Below are 18,281 nucleotides of genomic sequence, written 5' to 3' on the forward strand. Positions count from 1 at the left end.
GAATACTAACATGTGTCAAATAATGATTAATGCGATATTGTTCAATGATTACAGTCAGCTTATAAAATAAAACTCATTGTTTATGATTATTTCGATTCAAATTTGACGCTCAATATAAATATTAGTTCACTGTAAACTAATAAAATTCACATTTACTTAACCCATTGTCTCTTGTCAGCCACTAATATCGCCCATCACTGGCAATGCAAAGGTAAATGCGATTCGATTTGTATCAACGAGGCCAAACGAAAAAGCGTATTGATTCACCTGGGCTATATTATCCACAATAGCTAAACCCAGCCCATGCCTATTTTGGTGTTGACGTGACTTTTCGGTTTGAAACAAAGGGAGCGTCAAACGGTCTAAATCATCATCACTGATACTATTAAGTAACTCATTTTCAATGGTGATCACTATCATCGCTGATTTGTTGCCCTGAACAGGTTGTTTTTGCTTAATAAGACGAATATCAACCTTTGACTGCTGCGGGCTGTAAAACAGTGCATTATCAATCAAGTTATACAGTACAGTATGAAGCGAAAACGCATCTGTTTGGCACATGACTCCATTTAACTCACTGATGACGTTGACTCTGGCTAACGATCCGCTTCGCAAAGCATTTAACTCAGCGACGATTTTTTGAATAAAAGCTTTAACATCAATCAAAGTTTGGCTTAATTGCAACCCTTCGGAAGACGCCTTTTGCAGTAATAATAAATTATTGACTATATCTTTCATTTTTAAGCTTATGCTGAGTACATCTTGCTTGTAGCTCACGCCTATTCGTTCGTCATCGGGATAACGTATATAGATTTCACTTAAACTAATTAGCTCACTGATCGGGGTTTTAAGCTCGTGGGCAATATCGGCGGTGATCCGTTTTTCATTCTGCAGATGTTTGTGATTGATTCTTAGAAATTTATTGAGTTCATTTTTTATCGGTTCAATTTCGATAAACGCTTTAAAATGGGCAGGAAGTTTTAATTCAGCTTGCTGGAAGTCGATATCTTTGAGCGCCTGGTTTAGATCATTCAATGGCTGCAAACCCCGGTGAATCAAGTTCACCACAGCCCAGCGCATGAACAAAATAACCAGCAACAAACCAATTGCCAAACTGGAATCTATAATAATCAGAATATGATTTAACTCTTCTTCTGACAGCGCCACAGTTAATACCATGGGAGCGATATTTTCAGTGATGACACTTTGATATTTATCAGGCACCTGTGGTTCAAAAACAGACACCATTGCTCTTCCTGAACGCCCATCTGGCAAGGTCACATCGAAAAACTGACGACCATTAATAGCCAAATCGGCTTTTATTAGATTTGCTTGAGCAAAATGCGCTAAAGATTCAGACCGTTCGAACACAACGCCATTTTGCCACAGCTGAAAATACTCCCCTTTAGCAGGTAAAGTAAACTCAGGCATAAACTCCCCCGCAAAATCAAACTCGACTCCTGCCGGCGACACTTTAATTAAGGTTTTAAGGTAGTTCGACTTGGTGGTTAATGCATTATCAAATTCGGTATCAATCCAGTTATCAATAATGATATCAACGGCTAAAAATACCAATACCACAATAATTAATACCGCCCATGTCATCCTATTAACTAGGTTATTAGCTAATGATGTCATTAATCTTCACCCACAAAATAACCAAAACCGCGTTTGTTTTTTATCGGTAACGTCGCTCCCACTAGATTTGCTTTTTTACGCACGGCCGACAAATGGGCTTCGATAGTATTTTTAGATAAATGGTTAAATGAACCGACAACGGCTTCACTTATTTGTTCAGGATTAAGCACTTGATTAGGGTTGTTAAATAAATACTCGATAATTTTGTATTCATTTTTAGTTAACTCTATGATTGTCTGCTTATAAATTAATACCTTTTGATTATCATCAAGCAGTAACTCACCCAATCGTATATTTTTCGAATGTGAGGTTAGATCTCCGCGGCGGCCCAAGGTAACCAAACGAGCTTGAAGTTCGTCAAATGAAAAAGGTTTGGTGAGGTAATCATCAGCCCCAGCGAGTAAACCGGCGACGCGATCTTCAGTTAATGATTTTGCCGATAAGATAATCACCTTGGCTTGGTTGCCCAGTTTACGAATACTTTTAAGTAAACTAATACCATCCACATTGGGCAACATTAAGTCTAAAATAATAAAGTCATAATGATTTGTCAGCGCCATACTGAGGCCTTCAGAACCATCACCAGTTTCATCAACCGTATAACCCAAATGATCCAGTCCTACTCTGATCCCCCGACGAAGCGCTTCAGAATCTTCAATTAGCAACACTTTCATCTATCTTCCTGCTTATTCCATTAACGCATTTATAGGTATACCACTGGACATCTCAAGCGCCAGCATTCTGTCGATTCATATATCTACATTGCTTAAATCACTTTGCAGCCATGACTGATATCAAGTTGACTATTTCTTAAATGGGTCTCTACGCCATATAAACCCAATAGAGTATGAAAAAGATTGGCATGTGAGTGTTCACCTTTACTGGCCTGTTCAACAATGCATTTCCGGTCAAGCATTTTTGCTTCTGTATAGCTTTCAGGCAACCACATCAGCCAAGGCACATGAGTTTGTTGGCTTGGGGCTATCGCGTAAGGTGTACCATGCAGATAAAGACCATTTTCACCTAATGACTCACCGTGATCAGAGACATACAACATGGCAACCTGATATTCAGACTCATACTGCTTTAATACACTAACAACCTGAGACAAAATATAATCGGTGTAATGTATCGTATTGTCATACACATTAACGATTTCTTCATCGGTACAGTTTTCAATATCACTGCGATTACAAGCGGGCGTAAACACCTCCATCTCTTTCGGGTAACGCTTCCAATATGTCGGGCCATGGCTACCAATAGTGTGCAAAGCAATAAATTGATTTTGCAAAGTAGACCCTAGGTCATTTACCGCGCTTGCTTTGATATGAGCTGACAGTTGTTCAACTAAAACCGCATCAAAACAGGTTAGACCATCGCAAAGCGGATTATTATCACTTATGGCGACCTCTTTCTTAGTAATGCGACTAGCAACCTCTTTGTCACCACCATCACTTTCAAACCAAGTCACTTCAATGCCCGCTTGCTGTAATACCTCTAACACATTATCTTGGGCATTAGCCTGATTTCGCTTAAAATTATCCCGATTCATATCAGACATCATACAAGGTAATGAATGCGCGGTTGCCGTGCCACATGAAGATACATTAGCAACACTGATCATATCCAGCGACTGAGTAAAAGGATTGGTGTTTCGAGAGTAGCCATAATAAGCCATATTTTCCGCCCTAGCTGTTTCGCCTACTACCAGCACAAATAGGGTTGGCTTTTGGTTTTTCTTGGCATCTAAGTGGGCATCTGTGCCACGCGCCTTGTAAACTAATGGCTCTGTTAAATAGGTATTATTGATGTACTTAACGGTATTAAAAATGTGTGCTGGGTTAATCATTTTATTTAAGTAATGATTATTACGCCCTACAGAAGCGTAATCCTTGTAAAAAAATAACGCTACAACACCAACAAGTGCTAAGCCAATAACAACTAATCCAATACGTTGCAAGACACCTTTTAAGATACTGTCGGCCCGAATAACCCGAGTTCGTAACAATAATAATGATGGAAAAATACCCAAAGTGCTGACAAATAACACCGAGGGTAAACTCACATAAGACCAAGCCTCACCAGTATTAGTCTCAAAGATATTTTCAATCATGCCATAGTCAAACATGACATTATAAAACAACATAGCGAACATGGTCGTGGCTGACGACACTAATAACAATGTCACAAAAGGCTTAAACACATACTTAATAGAAATAGAAAACATGCTGAAAATAATTAAGAATAGTCCGGTTAACAGCACAGCAGGAGACAGCTTAAACAGCAGATGGCCTTCTGTTGATAATTCATAAATACGTTGATTAATTGGGTAATTTAACACAACAGCAAAATAAACTGACAATAGAATAATAACGCTAGTGACATGTAATTGAGGAGAGCCAATACGTAAAAATAGTTTAGAAAGTGTCGACATGCTTTACCTATTATGATGATTTAATATTCTTAATTACCTAAATGTATCATCCACAACCAAACTTAAGAATGGCTTAAGAAATACTGAATGTTCACTTGCCCAGTGAAACTTCAGTTTATAACAGGCATAAAAACAAAAAAAGCGCTTACTAATAAGCGCTTTCTGAATGATATATACAAGCAAAATTACTTTTTCATTTTAGCCAAAGCATCCGCGAACGCATTACCCATAGCGGCATTAGCCGGCACTTTAACTTTTGGCGGTGTAACATTTCTACCAGCATGCGCAGGTTTTTGGCCTTTATTATGAGCAGGTTTACCCTTGCCAGGCTGACCCATAAATTGTGGCTTGCCGTCTGTATTAGCCGGTTGCGGTATTTCATCAAGGCGCATGCTTAAGCTGACTCGGCGGCGCTCAATATCCACTTCCATCACTTTGACTTTAACCACGTCACCCGCTTTCACTATGGTATGCGGATCACTGACAAACTTGTCGGTTAGCGACGATATATGCACTAAACCATCCTGATGAACACCCACATCAACAAAGGCACCAAAATTAGTCACATTAGTCACAACGCCTTCAAGGATCATGTCCACTTTTAAATCGTTAAGCGCTTCAACACCGTCTTTAAAGTTGGCTGTTTTAAACTCACCACGTGGATCTCGCCCGGGTTTATCTAACTCAGCCAAAATATCGGTAATGGTCGGTAAACCAAATGATTCAGTGACAAACAGCTCAGCTTTCACGCCCTTTAATAACTCGCCATTACCAATCAATTGGGCAACATCATGTTTCGACGCGGCGGCAATAGACTCCACAATTGAATACGCTTCGGGATGCACTGCTGAACCATCAAGTGGATTATCACCATTGCGAATGCGTAAAAATCCTGCGGCTTGCTCATAAGCTTTCGGCCCTAAACGCGCCACTTTCAATAATTGCTTACGGTTAGTGAATTGGCCATGTTCATCACGGTAATCAACCACGTTTTTCGCTAAGGTTTTATTCAGCCCAGCCACTTGTGCCAATAACGGCGCAGAGGCCATATTTAAATCAACACCCACACTGTTCACACAGTCTTCAACCACAGCTTCAAGCGATTGCGATAACTGGCTTTGGCTAACATCATGTTGATATTGCCCTACACCAATGGCTTTAGGTTCAATTTTAACTAGCTCGGCTAATGGGTCTTGTAAACGACGCGCAATTGACACCGCGCCTCGAATCGACACATCTAAATCGGGAAATTCATTGGCGGCAAATTCGGAAGCCGAGTAAATAGAAGCACCCGCTTCACTGACCATGACTTTAGTTAGAGTTGGACGGCTTTCTTTTACCGCCGCAATTAACTCACCTGCCAGCTTGTCGGTTTCACGCGAGCCAGTGCCATTACCTATCGCGATAATGTCCACTTTATGCATACCAACCAGATTGGATAATGTCTTTATTGATTTGTCCCACAGATTTTGTGGCGCATGCGGGAAAACCGTTGTATGGGCAACTAACTTGCCGGTGTTATCAACAATAGCAACCTTCACACCGGTACGAATACCAGGGTCTAGCCCCATAGTCGCTTTTGCGCCCGCAGGCGAAGCCATAAGCAAATCACCCAAGTTGCGGGCAAAGACTTTAATCGCTTCTTCTTCGGCGCTTTCACGCATTTTAGTAATAAATTCAGTTTCCATTTGTAACGCAATTTTAATGCGCCACGTCGAGGTAACAACGGTTTTTAACCATTGATCGACACTTGAATCTGTGAGTTTAAGCTTGAAATGGTCGGCAATAATTACTTCACAATAACTGCCTTGTTTGGCTTCAGTATCAGGGTCGGCATTCATGCTTAAACTTAAAATACCTTCATTGCGGCCACGAAGCATAGCTAAGGCGCGATGTGATGGCACTTTAGTGATTCTTTCACTTTGTTCAAAGTAATCGCGGAACTTAGCGCCTTCTTTTTCTTTGCCTTTAACCACTTTGCTTTCAAACACAGCCTGTTGGGCTAAATGGTTACGAATTTTAAGGACCAGATCAGCATCTTCGGCAAAGCGTTCCATCAAAATAAAACGTGCGCCATCCAGCACAGCTTTTGCATCTGCAAAACCGGCTTCAGAGTTAATAAATTCGGCGGCTTTAGCGTCAGCATCTGCGCTGCGATCGGCAAGCAATATATCGACCAATGGCTCAATGCCAGCTTCAATGGCTATTTGCCCTTTAGTACGACGCTTAGGTTTATAAGGCAAATATAAATCTTCAAGGCGAGTTTTGCTGTCGGCTTCATCGATTGCATACTTTAACGCTGGAGTTAACTTACCCTGTGCATCGATGCTAGACAAAATTACCTGACGTCGGTCGCTCATCTCGGTTAGATACCCTAAACGGGAGTAAAGCTGCCGTAACTGAGTATCATCTAACCCGCCGGTAGCTTCTTTACGGTAACGAGCAATAAAGGGCACTGTGGCACCATCATTAAGCAAGGCGATAGTGGCATCGACTTGTTGTTGGCGAACATTCAATTCTTGGGCAATTATTTGGGCAATATTATGCATAGCAGATGTTTATAGGCTTAAATTTTAAAATTGCCACACCATACCACAAACCGCATAAAATTAGATATTGAACATGATTTTTACTTTACGAAACCGTAGAAATTGATCACAACAATTGTCAGGAAAATTAAAATTCATCCACAAGTGTAAAATGTACAACTATACTGATTACTTAGAGATACCAGAATTTAATTGGTGGCATAGTGACTGAATCGATAGATATTTTTCCATGGAATGAAAATTTTTGCACAGGATTAGCAAAAATCGATGAACAGCATAAAAAATTAGTCATCATTTTAAATCGCCTGGCGAATCAGGCGGTATTTGGTACCTCAGTGATAGATATGAATGCCGTATTCCAAGAGCTAATTAATTACACTGTTTACCACTTTAAAACTGAAGAAGATATCTGGCATCAATACTTGCCCAACCATCAACTTAGTACAAACCACAAATTAGGCCATGATGATTTTGTTCAGCAGGTCATTACCCTGCAAACTCAACTCACTACAACGCCATCTGATGCTTTACTCGAGCAAATGATATCTTTTCTCACCCAATGGTTAGCATCCCATATTTTAGAAAGTGACCGCTACATGGCAATCCTAGTCATGATGCTGCAACAGGGAGTACCTTTAAAAGAGGCTAAAGCCCATTCACAACAGCAAATGCAGGGGTCAACTCGACGCCTTATCAATGTCATTTTGTCCAGCTATGCTAATTTATCAACTAACACCTTGCACCTGATGCGTAAAACAAGACTGAACCATGACATTCAGCAACAGTTGGTTAATAGCGAAAAACGCTTTGAAGAAGCAATGTACTATGCTCAGGTTGGCTACTGGGATTTAGTCGATTTACAATCACCGTTGCATTGGTCTGATCAAATGTATAGCTTATTTGGGTTATCAAAAGATCAACAACCTTGTTTAGCAATGCTTTTTCAGTTGATCCCCGTTAAATATCATCACACTTTAATTGAGTCGATAACGTCCTGTTATAACACGGGCATTGAACATCACATTCAATACCCTATTACTCGCCCCTGTGATGGCACAACTCGATGGATAGAATGCCGTGGTAAACGTATCGCAAGTCCTGATGGTAAATCACATACAATATCGGGGTTTTCCCAAGACATTACAGCATTTAAAAACGCAGAGATAAAGCTGATCGAGCAGCAGCAACAATTGCAATTTATTAATGACAATTCGCCTTTTTATATTGCCAGATGCAACAAACAGCAAGAGTTTATTTATGCGACACAATCTTATGCAGCCTTGTTTGGCCTAAAACCTGATGACATTGTGGGTCAGCCGGTGAAAAGCATCTTTGGGGAAATAATTTACCAAGAAATTAGTCAACATATTGATAAGGTGCTGTCAGGGGTTTCTGTGACCTATGACTTATGCTTGTTTACACAGGAATTATTAGTTCAGTACGTCCCCGAGTTTGATCAACAACAGCAAGTGGTCGGTTACATCACAGGCATATCTGATATTACTGAGCGTAAACAGTTGGAACAAAAACTTCGTTTAGCGGCCAAGGTATTCGAGTCGAATGAAGGAATTTTCATTACCGATACTAATCGAGCAATTTTACAAGTAAACAAGGCCTTTAGCACGATTACTGGCTATCCAGAAGAAGAGCTAATAGGCAAGCAACCTAACTTATTTAATGCTGCGCTGTACGATGACAATTTTCATAATGAGATTTGGAATAAGGTTGTTGAAACCGATAATTGGGAGGGTGAGATATGGCATAACCATAAAAATGGCTCTACCTTTCCAGCTTATTTATTTATCGATGCTGTCCGCAATGAGAATCAATGTATTACAAATTACGTTATCACTATCAATGACATGACTATACGTAAAAATAATGAACAAAAAATTCAACAGTTAGCCTTTTACGACCCACTGACTGAACTACCCAATCGGCGCCTATTACTGGATAGATTAAATCGAGTGATTATTTCCAATAAACGACTCCATAAAAATAATGCAGTACTGTTTTTAGACATCGACCATTTTAAAATGCTTAATGACACCCACGGTCATGATGTAGGTGATCTATTGCTCACATTAATTGCTACCAGATTAAGTGACTGCATACGAAAAGAAGATACCCTGGCCAGAATAGGCGGTGATGAATTTGTCATTATATTAGAAGGGCTTGATGAAGAAGATATTATTGCGGCATCAAAAACAACCACTATTTGCACCACTATTTTGACCAGAATGAATGACGTATTTCAGCTCAACGACATTCACTATAATTGCACTACCAGCATTGGTGTGGTGTTGTTTAAGGATCACTTAACCACCACTTCAGAAGTGATGAAGCAAGCTGACATTGCCATGTACCAAGCTAAGCTAGCGGGTAGAAATACAGTGCGTTTTTTTGACCCCAAAATGCAAGAAGCAATTAGTAAGCGTGCAGCATTAGAAGCTGAACTGCACCAGGCGGTAACACAACACCAATTCAAACTTTTCTATCAACTACAAGTAAACCAAAATCAGCAACCTGTGGGTGTAGAAGCATTAATACGCTGGCAACATCCAACTAAAGGCATTGTTGGCCCCGTAGAATTTATTCCCTACGCCGAAGAATCTGGATTAATTTTACCAATAGGCCAATGGGTATTAGAAACCGCTTGTGCACAGCTAAAACAATGGCAACAACAATGTGATACTAAGCATTTAACCATTGCCGTGAATGTCAGTTCCAAGCAATTCCGTCAAAAAAACTTTGTCGATACTGTAATTAAAATGATTAACCATTACGACATTGATGTGACTAAACTAAAGATGGAATTAACCGAGTCACTATTACTCGATGATATCGACAATACCATCATTCAAATGAATGCCTTAGGCAGACTGGGGATCCTGTTTTCATTAGACGACTTCGGTACAGGTTACTCATCTTTACAGTATTTAAAGAAGCTACCCTTGTCACAATTAAAAATTGATAGGTCATTTGTTGATGACTTATTAACCGATCAAAGCGACCAATCAATTGTGAAAACCATCATCTCCATGGCTGACAGCTTAGGATTTTCAGTCATTGCAGAAGGGGTTGAAACCATCGAACAAAAACGCTATTTGCTCGATATAGGATGCTCTCATTTTCAAGGTTATCTGTTCAGTAAACCTATGCCCATTCGCGAAATTGAACAACTAATCAGTAATATACAGGAATGTGATTTAGTCTTGTCATAAATTCGCTTAGCCTAACCATTAAAGTAAACCGTTAGGCTAGGCTAATAATAAACTTACGACTTACCCCCAATCATTTTCGATACTATGCCTTTGTCATGTCCAGCTTCAGCAAACACAATACCGGCTAAGTGAAGCACAATGAACGGGATGAAGTACCACAAGGCTAATTTATGCACAGTTTCGGCTAATTCCTCAATCGACTCAGGGCCAAATTTAAGTAATAAACCCGTTATCATCGAAGCGCTCACCCCAAGATAAAATAACCAATAAACCCATGCTTGCATTTTTTGTTGCATGCTTGCCAACGGATTAAAGGGCGATAAATAATGCAAGCCACATTTTGCCATATAAATAAAGCGTGCCGATAAGAACACCCCAACGGCATACCCAAAGTAAATATGCCACTGGAACATTTCACCGCGGATCATCTTGGCAATACTCACCGCTTGCTTACTATCAATAGTCATTGAAATTTTGGCTAAGCCCTGCTGAATAATCGCCGCCATATGATTTTTTTCCATCCAACCCAAGCGCAAAAATATTGTCAGCAACATCACCAGCATAGCAAAAGCTAAGCCCCAATGGATTAATCGGTGAACCAGCGGAAACTCATGTGATGTTTTCATAATTAACCTCGAAGTAGTACAAGTAAGTCTAAACACTGATGATTAAATATCAGTGAGCGATAATATTTAACTATTGTGATAACCGAAACTTAAGTAACGCTTATGAAATTGGTATAAGTTCATTAAACCGCAAAATAATATTATGATGTGAGACACACCCAGCATATTTATCTATTAGGCCTGTTGATCTTTGCTGGTTGAATTTTGTTCGAGTTAAAAACGTTTGTATCTGCCCAATAAGTGAGTGCATTTTTATCACTAGGCTTAAAAGGATTGTATTTTTGCCAACACCTCAACGACAAAGCTGGCTGAGCAATAGCCATCACACCCACCTCAGATTAGTATATTTACTGCTCAAAATAGGGTTAACCTTTTTTGCCACTGATTTGTTTGGCCTATCGTCGCCGCCGAGAATGATTTATCTGTTGTTCACAGTGGAAGCTATTTATGTTGGTTTAAGCGTATTTTTCAAAAAATATTACCTGCATAATACCTTATTGATATTTGCATCACTCATAATAGACTCACTATTACTGGCCGCCTGGTTATACCTTACTGGCGGCGCAACCAACGCTTTTATCTCATTGTTATTATTACCTATTGCCGTAGCCACCGTGGCATTACCGCAATGGGCGCCCTGGATATTAACCTTGTTGTCTACCGCCAGTTATAGCTTGATGATTTTTGTCATGCCAGAGCACAACATGGGCAACCACACCATGGATATGCGTTCACACTTTTTGGGCATGTGGTTTAACTTTTTAATATCAGCATTAATTGTGACCACCAGCATTGCCTTTATCGCCCGTAAAATTCGTCAAAAAGAAGCAGAACTGGGCATTTTACGAGAGGCTCAATTACGCCAAGAAAAGTTATTAGCACTAGGTACTGCGTCGGCACAAATGGCTCACCAACTTGCGACTCCATTAGCCAGTTTGCGCTTATTAGTCGATGAACTGCACGAAGGTGAGTCCATGTTCCATATTCTGCCCGATATTGAACATGCTTTAGGCCGCTGTGAATTAACCTTAACGGATTTACGCACCGCAACTCAGTCAATACGAGACAATCAACAATCCCATATTGCCCTAACGTCACTATTAGAAATATTAACCCAACAAGTATTGTTATTAATGCCTGAAGTGACCTTAACCACTAAAGTGAATATCGACACAAATACGATAATCAATATGGATACCAGCCTTTTACCCGCTTTAATGTCATTAATTGACAATGCAGCCAGAGCCAGTAAAGAAAATAACGCTGATTACCAAGTCGAGTTATCTGTGTCAATCGACAACCAACAATGTCACTTAAACATTCGCGATTTCGGCGCAGGTATTTCTACCGACTTAATAGCCCAAATAGGTCAAAACATCATTCGCGACGCAAAAGGAATGGGGGTGGCTTTATTACTCAGTCACGCAAGCTTAGAAAAACTGGGCGGAAGTTTAACCTTGCACCATCATCCACAGGGCGGCACATTGGCACAGGTACGCTTACCCATAGCACCAAGTTTAGCGATAACGCCAGATTTGTTGCAGGCAGAAACCCATGCATAAATTGCTGATTATTGAAGATGACACAACGCTGGCTAACATTCTTCATCGGCGTATGACACAGCACGGCTTTGAATGCGTCGTAGCCCATGACGCTAGCCAAGGCTTATTATTGGCGAGGCTACATTTACCTAGCCATATTCTGCTCGACATGAAACTTGAGCACAGCAATAGCCTTAACTTAGTCAATCCTTTACGCCAGTTATTACCTAAATCGACGATCGTGTTTCTTACCGGATATGCCAGTATTGCCACCGCTGTTGAGGCGATCCGTTTAGGCGCTGACAACTATTTATCTAAACCGGTAGACACCCAAACATTATTAAAAGCCCTTGCTAAACAACAGTATGAAATTGACCAAAATCCCATAGTAGACCAGCCCATTAGCCCCAAACGTTTAGAGTGGGAACACATTCAGCAAGTGCTGAACGCTAATAATGGTAATGTGTCGCAAACAGCAAGGCAATTAGGCATGCATAGGCGCACATTACAGCGAAAACTGCTAAAAAAACCAGTAAATCAGTAACTTAAGTTAAAACCCAATAAAAAGTAGCAAAAAAAATACCCACTTTCATTCTTGGCAGAGATGCGAAAGTGGGTCGTCATCGACAAAGTGTGGTACTCAACCAAACGATTGAAATGATTAAGTATTAAAAGCGATATTCTCCCGCTAACCATGCTTGTATACCCAGCCCTGGCATACGCTCACCCGGTAAAATTTCACTTGCCATAACCTGGTTATATCCCGCCAAATGGTCTTGATATTCAATATCAAAAACATTATTGACGCCGGCTTTTATTAACCAAGACTGAGCTTCATATCCCATTAGCATATTCACCACCGCATAACCTGACGTGCGCTGTTCTAATTGGCTTTGGGACACTTTATTTTGTGCCGCTACCGCTAAGGTTTCTAATCTTGCAAACCAGGAATGTGATTCGTAGTTTAATCCGACATTAATATTGGCTGGGGCAATACGATATAAATTATCGTCAATATCGCGACGTTCACCCGCAACATAACTGGCTACCATATCGATTGAAAAAAGTGAGTTAAACGCATACGCAGCGTTGATATCCATTCCCATTAAATCTGCATCGACATTGGCAAACTGCATAGGCTGATTATCACCCACCATAGCTCCTGCCATTATCACTGTAGAACTGGTTGCGCTTACACCTTGTATATAATCATCAATACTATGGTAAAAAATACGCGGAAGAATAGATAAACCTTCACAGCGATACTCACTACCCAGTTCAATTTGATAAGCGGTTTCAAGGTCTAAATCGATTTGTCCTACGTAGGTTTTACCATCAGCTAAACCACCGGTAGACTGCATAGGTACCCACAAATACCGTTGCTGATAAGAGGCGCTAGATTGCTTGCGAGCCAGCCCTACAATCCAAGACAGCTCATTATTGACTTCATATCTTGCATCCACCACTGCATCAAAGCCGGTTTGCGATTGGTTTTTATCGGCTTGATTAAACTGCGTCATCAGCATATTAATAGCGGGCATATTGGCTGCCATTGAATGATGTACGTCACCCGCATTCGCTTGATATTGTTTAACACGCGCACCAAGACTAACTTGCCAATGGTTGATTTTCTGGTCCCACTGGGCAAAAGCACTGTAGCGATTATCTTCTACATCATTAAAGTTATCGACACTGAACATAGCCTGGGTAGGATTAGTAATCACAGAGTCATGGTTGGCCATTTGTACATCCACACCTAGCTGCCAATTATCTTTACTTAATGCTACTGCACCATCAAAACTGGTCGAATCAGCATTGTTATAACGCGCGCCCATGGTTGGCATTAACTTACGTTGACTAAAGTTGTCCATTCCATGACGCGCATCAGAATAGGCTAAGTGCCAATCAAGTTGCCAGTCGGCTAGTTGCTGTAAACCTTCAACATTAACCCGATCTGTGCGAATAAAACCAATATCCATGGGTAATGCTGGCGTGCCCGCATCGGTTGTTTCAAGATGTTGATAACCCACACCAATAAACGCGTCCTGGCCGGCAGAGTCACTTAAATTAAACTTGTATTGGCCACCCAACATTTGTTTTTTATAATCAGTGGGGTGAATACGCTTGCCGCTAGCTGTTTTAACATCTTCATTGCCATTTAATGCATCAGCATAAACCAATAAAGCATGGTCTTTATTCGCCAAATTAGCTTTTGCCCCTAAGTAACCACGTTGCCCATTATCTTGATACTGGCCGGCAGCTTTACCATTAACCACATCAAACTCGGCGCTAGACTCTACAACGTTAACTGTGCCGCCCATGGTATCAATACCACTAGCAACAGGCGCGATACCCCGATACAAATCTACCCGTTCAGTCATAATCAAGCTGGCATAACTTAAGGGGGTATCCATAGCATTAGGACCTGCTCCAGCCAATTTAGCACCATTAATTTGAGTGTTAACTCTGTCCCCAGACAAACCCCGGTATTGCACAATTCCCGTTAACGGACCATTGCCATTAATTGACGCTCCGGGTAACACCTTAAATAAATCGCCTACATCAATTTTGGCGGCTAATGCCTTGTCTGAAGCAGAAGCAACAGCGTAATTATCACTATGCTGAATGGTGATAATTTCCATTTCATCAGCAAAAGATTGACCGTTAAAGAGCCCAGACAAAACTGCAGCGGTTAATATTGAAAACTTTACATTCATGTTGTTGTTTTTGTAGATAAGTTGTAGTGCAATTGTGCCTGCGACAATAGGGGGAGACAAAAGCTAAAGCGGAAACTGCGACAAGGTGTCGCAGCCTAGAGTCTATTTATCAAACTTTGCGATAAGAAGGCGAGAAAATAATGTTTTTCAAATGAGCTTATTCAGCTTGTCGATAAAATATCTTATTAATATACCAGCACTTATCACCATCAGGTGTACTGACTATCGCTTCATCATCAACTTCTTTTTTTAACAAGGCACGTGCCATAGGTGAATCTATCGAAATGTAATTTTTGCGGCCAAAAATTTCATCATAACCGACCACCCGCAGTGTCAGTTGTTGGCCGTCATCGTTTTCAATCTCTACCCAAGCACCAAAAAAGACTTTGCCTTCTTGCTCAGGGGAATAGTCGACAACTTTAAGGTTTTCAATCGCTTTACGTAAATACCTTACTCGCCAATCAATTTCACGCAGACGTTTCTTATTGTACTGATAATCAGCATTTTCACTTCTATCGCCCAAGCTAGCGGCCCAAGCCACTTTTTTAGTGATTTCAGGTCGCTCTTCACGCCACAAAAAATGCAGTTCTTGCTGGAGTTTTTCAAACCCTTCGCGGGTCACAATCGCCGTTCTCATAATAATTTTATAATCACAGTTAGAGGATAAAAAATTCAATAGCGCAATATATCACGATTAGCTCAATGTAGCGGAATAGCACATAAAACTAATTACAAAGTAGAATGCCAACAGTAAAACCCATTCTATTTAGTGGATTGACATTTATAAAAAGTCTAAGTTTTTTATTAATTTATAAGTTTCATTTTATTTTTAACCTCATTTGCTTTATGGTTTGCGCCGCTAGGAAAGCACACTTCACAAACATGATGTTTTGGAAGAAAAATGTAGAGGATTAAACATCTTGTATGCTCAGTCTATCTCCCCCCCCGAACTTGCTTGAATTACCTAGCGAAAAATAATCAAATAAAGGAATGATTGATGAAAAATGTTACTGCTCTAGCGTTATTATTAGGTTTTCTAGGCTTACCTGCTGTAGCTGCACAAGATGCTGCGTTTCAACACGAAGCGGGCTTAAGCTATAACGCTAACTCTGAAGAATTTGGTGACGGTATTTGGAATGCAAAATATCGCTACTATGTTAGCCCTGTTGACCAAGCAAACGGCCCTTATGCACTTAACGGCTTTTTAGCGCAAAAATCTAACGTTGGCGCTAACTATTCTATGTTTGACGCTGCCGATGTGGACACTTTAGGTTTTGATGGTACTTATGTGTTTGATTCAAAATGGTTCGTTGGTGGTCAATTCCAACGTGTAGAATTTGGCAATAATAGTGGCAGTGTTTACAAACTGGATGGGGGTTATTTTTTCAATGATAGCTCAAAAGTAGCCGCTTTTTATATTGATGGCAGTGATGACTTTGAATCACAGTACGGTGCTGAAGTGCGTAGCTTTATTGATTTTGAAACAACAACCGGTATCGACCTAGGTGCATCTTGGACTCACACAGATGCTGATGACTTAATCAATATCAATGCAGATTGGTATGTGACTAAAGCCTGGTCTGTGGGTTTAGGTTATGCGGATGTTGGCTCTGATGATGCTTTTATGGTTAAAACCGCATACTGGTTACGCATGTCAGATGCATTCTCTGCTACATTTGATTTATCAAAAAATCTTGATTCTGATGCTGATGGTTATAATGTAGGTTTGGGTGTTGTGGGCCGCTTCTAACTCACCTTAAATCATACTTTATGAATACCTAAAATTGAGTCTCTTTATGAGGCTCTTTTTTTATGTGCCATTTTATCAACTATACTTAACCTTCTATTTGTACACATAAAGGGAATTATATGTACTCAATGCTAAAAGACTTATTTGATAAATATCGACCTAAACCGCTATTTACACTTGTCATTATGTTGCCTATATCAATGTGTTTTAATGTCGGTTTCGTCTACAGTAATAACCTACTGACGAGCGTGCTAACGAACATTGCTCTACCTAATCGCGCCCTACCAAGTAGTGTTCTACCCAATAATGACCTGCCTATAACAGGCGACTGGCTTTATCAATCAGCCAACCAAATGGCATTGCTGCACATTAATCCTGATACCAGTTATAGCCACGTTTTTATCAACCTCGACTCACCAAATAGCAGCTTCCACCACTGGGGACGTATCAAGCAACAGGCTGATGCACTGCAGTTTATTCCCAGTGAGCTGGTATTTTATCGACAACAATCGTTAGTCGCGCAGCCTGCAGAATTGCCAGAAATAACCAAAACCGACTTGCTCACTCACGACCTTGTAACCCAACCGATCCATTACTCACTGTCCGCAGCAAATACCCTACTCACTTTATCCTCTGAGTCTGGTGATGTGGATATTCTCGGTCAGCAATACCAAGCACTTGAGCGCCATCACACCTTTGGATATTGGCCTGAGAAACTGGCGGTTGATATCAGCTATTGTGTGATTTTTACTAACGGCTATTACGCCCAAGTTTACAGCAGTTCAGATCAAGCTATTAACGCTGAGTTTGTGTGGGGAAGATTATTTTAAACATAAGCATTTAATACAATTTGCATACCTAGCTTACAAAGCCTTGTTAATTATCTACAAAATGGGATTTGTTACAATTTTCACACTTTAATTGATATTAATTAAAAACCAATAAAATCAATAGCATTTAATAACAAATAGTTATAAAAATGCGACTTCAAGCTAAAGTTACTTTCAAGACACTATTAGCTAAGCGGTAAACTGGTTATATTAACTAAAAATGCTGAAGGTAAAAGGGACATTTTCATGGGCCAAGAAACATCTAAAATTCTCGTTGTTGATGACGATATGCGACTGCGTTCGTTGTTAGAACGTTATTTAATGGAGCAAGGCTACCAAGTACGCAGCGCTGCCAATGCAGAGCAAATGAATAGACTGCTTGAGCGTGAAAACTTTCACTTACTCGTATTAGATTTAATGTTACCTGGTGAAGATGGCTTATCTATTTGTCGCCGTTTGCGTCAGCAAGAAAACCCGATCCCGATTGTGATGCTTACCGCAAAAGGCGATGAAGTCGATCGCATTATTGGCCTAGAACTAGGCGCCGATGATTACTTACCTAAACCATTTAATCCCCGTGAATTACTTGCCCGCATTAAAGCGGTAATGCGCCGACAAATTACTGATGTACCCGGCGCCCCTGCACAGCAAGAAGAAATGATTGAGTTTGGTGAGTTTTCACTGAATTTAGCCACCCGCGAAATGTTCCATGGTGATGAAAGTATTGCACTCACTAGTGGCGAATTTGCGGTATTAAAAGTATTGGTTTCCCACCCTCGTGAGCCACTATCGCGCGACAAACTCATGAATTTAGCCCGTGGACGGGATTATTCTGCCCTAGAGCGTTCGATTGATGTGCAAGTATCGCGTTTACGCCGATTAATAGAGAAAGATGCAGCCAACCCACGTTATATTCAAACGGTATGGGGTTTAGGCTATGTGTTTGTGCCTGACGGTTCGGCGCGTAAGTAA

The 18,281-nt window shown here is 40.5% G+C and carries 13 protein-coding genes; 6 read left to right on the plus strand and 7 right to left on the minus strand.

What is annotated here, in order from left to right:
- Window positions 1–174: 174 nt before the first annotated feature.
- The 4 genes from ACRWP9_RS01135 to ACRWP9_RS01150 form a co-directional block, all read right to left on the minus strand.
- On the minus strand, window positions 175–1,638 hold the full coding sequence (locus ACRWP9_RS01135; RefSeq protein ID WP_434927496.1) for a sensor histidine kinase: 1,464 nt from the start codon (window positions 1,636–1,638) through the stop codon (window positions 175–177).
- On the minus strand, window positions 1,638–2,312 hold the full coding sequence (locus tag ACRWP9_RS01140) for a response regulator transcription factor (protein WP_226412625.1): 675 nt from the start codon (window positions 2,310–2,312) through the stop codon (window positions 1,638–1,640). The genes ACRWP9_RS01135 and ACRWP9_RS01140 overlap by 1 nt, the downstream gene beginning before the upstream one ends.
- 92 nt (window positions 2,313–2,404) lie before the next feature.
- Complete coding sequence (locus tag ACRWP9_RS01145; RefSeq protein WP_434927497.1) at window positions 2,405–4,072, minus strand: phosphoethanolamine transferase; 1,668 nt, start codon at window positions 4,070–4,072, stop codon at window positions 2,405–2,407.
- A 185-nt stretch (window positions 4,073–4,257) separates the two neighbouring features.
- Window positions 4,258–6,621 carry a Tex family protein gene (locus ACRWP9_RS01150; protein WP_434927498.1) on the minus strand — a complete coding sequence of 788 codons (2,364 nt, stop codon included), beginning with the start codon at window positions 6,619–6,621 and terminating at the stop codon, window positions 4,258–4,260.
- Between the two features lie 203 nt (window positions 6,622–6,824).
- Between ACRWP9_RS01150 and ACRWP9_RS01155 the strand changes: the two genes are divergently transcribed.
- A complete protein-coding gene (locus ACRWP9_RS01155; protein ID WP_434927499.1) occupies window positions 6,825–9,845 on the plus strand; it encodes a bacteriohemerythrin in 3,021 nt (1,006 codons plus the stop codon).
- 53 nt (window positions 9,846–9,898) lie between these two features.
- On the opposite strand, the gene ACRWP9_RS01160 is transcribed toward ACRWP9_RS01155, so the two are convergent.
- Complete coding sequence (locus ACRWP9_RS01160) at window positions 9,899–10,471, minus strand: cytochrome b/b6 domain-containing protein (RefSeq protein WP_434927500.1); 573 nt, start codon at window positions 10,469–10,471, stop codon at window positions 9,899–9,901.
- Between the two features lie 281 nt (window positions 10,472–10,752).
- On the opposite strand from ACRWP9_RS01160, the gene ACRWP9_RS01165 reads away from it, so the two are divergent.
- Both ACRWP9_RS01165 and ACRWP9_RS01170 read left to right on the plus strand, forming a co-directional pair.
- The gene (locus tag ACRWP9_RS01165) at window positions 10,753–12,033 is read left to right on the plus strand and encodes a sensor histidine kinase (RefSeq protein ID WP_434927501.1); all 1,281 of its coding nucleotides are present in this window, start codon (window positions 10,753–10,755) and stop codon (window positions 12,031–12,033) included.
- The gene (locus ACRWP9_RS01170) at window positions 12,026–12,556 is read left to right on the plus strand and encodes a response regulator transcription factor (protein ID WP_434927502.1); all 531 of its coding nucleotides are present in this window, start codon (window positions 12,026–12,028) and stop codon (window positions 12,554–12,556) included. The genes ACRWP9_RS01165 and ACRWP9_RS01170 overlap by 8 nt, the downstream gene beginning before the upstream one ends.
- Window positions 12,557–12,680: 124 nt before the next feature.
- Here ACRWP9_RS01170 and ACRWP9_RS01175 read toward each other — a convergent pair whose 3' ends face one another.
- Window positions 12,681–14,729 carry a TonB-dependent receptor plug domain-containing protein gene (locus ACRWP9_RS01175; protein WP_434927503.1) on the minus strand — a complete coding sequence of 683 codons (2,049 nt, stop codon included), beginning with the start codon at window positions 14,727–14,729 and terminating at the stop codon, window positions 12,681–12,683.
- A 157-nt stretch (window positions 14,730–14,886) separates the two neighbouring features.
- Window positions 14,887–15,366, minus strand: coding sequence for a transcription elongation factor GreB (gene greB, locus ACRWP9_RS01180; protein ID WP_235087476.1), 480 nt, complete (start codon window positions 15,364–15,366; stop codon window positions 14,887–14,889).
- A 360-nt stretch (window positions 15,367–15,726) separates the two neighbouring features.
- On the opposite strand from greB, the gene ACRWP9_RS01185 reads away from it, so the two are divergent.
- The 3 genes from ACRWP9_RS01185 to ompR all read left to right on the plus strand — a co-directional run bounded on the left by ACRWP9_RS01185 (window position 15,727) and on the right by ompR (window position 18,281).
- The gene (locus tag ACRWP9_RS01185; RefSeq protein WP_434927504.1) at window positions 15,727–16,479 is read left to right on the plus strand and encodes a putative porin; all 753 of its coding nucleotides are present in this window, start codon (window positions 15,727–15,729) and stop codon (window positions 16,477–16,479) included.
- Window positions 16,480–16,598: 119 nt separating this feature from the next.
- The gene (locus ACRWP9_RS01190; protein ID WP_434927505.1) at window positions 16,599–17,309 is read left to right on the plus strand and encodes a hypothetical protein; all 711 of its coding nucleotides are present in this window, start codon (window positions 16,599–16,601) and stop codon (window positions 17,307–17,309) included.
- A 246-nt stretch (window positions 17,310–17,555) separates the two neighbouring features.
- On the plus strand, window positions 17,556–18,281 hold the full coding sequence (gene ompR / locus ACRWP9_RS01195; protein WP_434927506.1) for an osmolarity response regulator transcription factor OmpR: 726 nt from the start codon (window positions 17,556–17,558) through the stop codon (window positions 18,279–18,281).

It is taken from the genome of Shewanella sp. HL-SH2 (assembly GCF_051164935.1).
GTDB lineage: Bacteria > Pseudomonadota > Gammaproteobacteria > Enterobacterales > Shewanellaceae > Shewanella > Shewanella glacialimarina.

What these genes read in the sequence shown, in the direction of transcription:
- ACRWP9_RS01135 (WP_434927496.1), bottom strand. Translation starts at nt 1,638, where the DNA reads ATGACATCATTAGCTAATAACCTAGTTAATAGGATGACATGGGCGGTA.
- ACRWP9_RS01140 (WP_226412625.1), bottom strand. Translation starts at nt 2,312, where the DNA reads ATGAAAGTGTTGCTAATTGAAGATTCTGAAGCGCTTCGTCGGGGGATC.
- ACRWP9_RS01145 (WP_434927497.1), bottom strand. Translation starts at nt 4,072, where the DNA reads ATGTCGACACTTTCTAAACTATTTTTACGTATTGGCTCTCCTCAATTA.
- ACRWP9_RS01150 (WP_434927498.1), bottom strand. Translation starts at nt 6,621, where the DNA reads ATGCATAATATTGCCCAAATAATTGCCCAAGAATTGAATGTTCGCCAA.
- ACRWP9_RS01160 (WP_434927500.1), bottom strand. Translation starts at nt 10,471, where the DNA reads ATGAAAACATCACATGAGTTTCCGCTGGTTCACCGATTAATCCATTGG.
- ACRWP9_RS01170 (WP_434927502.1), top strand. Translation starts at nt 12,026, where the DNA reads ATGCATAAATTGCTGATTATTGAAGATGACACAACGCTGGCTAACATT.
- ACRWP9_RS01175 (WP_434927503.1), bottom strand. Translation starts at nt 14,729, where the DNA reads ATGAATGTAAAGTTTTCAATATTAACCGCTGCAGTTTTGTCTGGGCTC.
- greB (WP_235087476.1), bottom strand. Translation starts at nt 15,366, where the DNA reads ATGAGAACGGCGATTGTGACCCGCGAAGGGTTTGAAAAACTCCAGCAA.
- ACRWP9_RS01185 (WP_434927504.1), top strand. Translation starts at nt 15,727, where the DNA reads ATGAAAAATGTTACTGCTCTAGCGTTATTATTAGGTTTTCTAGGCTTA.
- ACRWP9_RS01190 (WP_434927505.1), top strand. Translation starts at nt 16,599, where the DNA reads ATGTACTCAATGCTAAAAGACTTATTTGATAAATATCGACCTAAACCG.
- ompR (WP_434927506.1), top strand. Translation starts at nt 17,556, where the DNA reads ATGGGCCAAGAAACATCTAAAATTCTCGTTGTTGATGACGATATGCGA.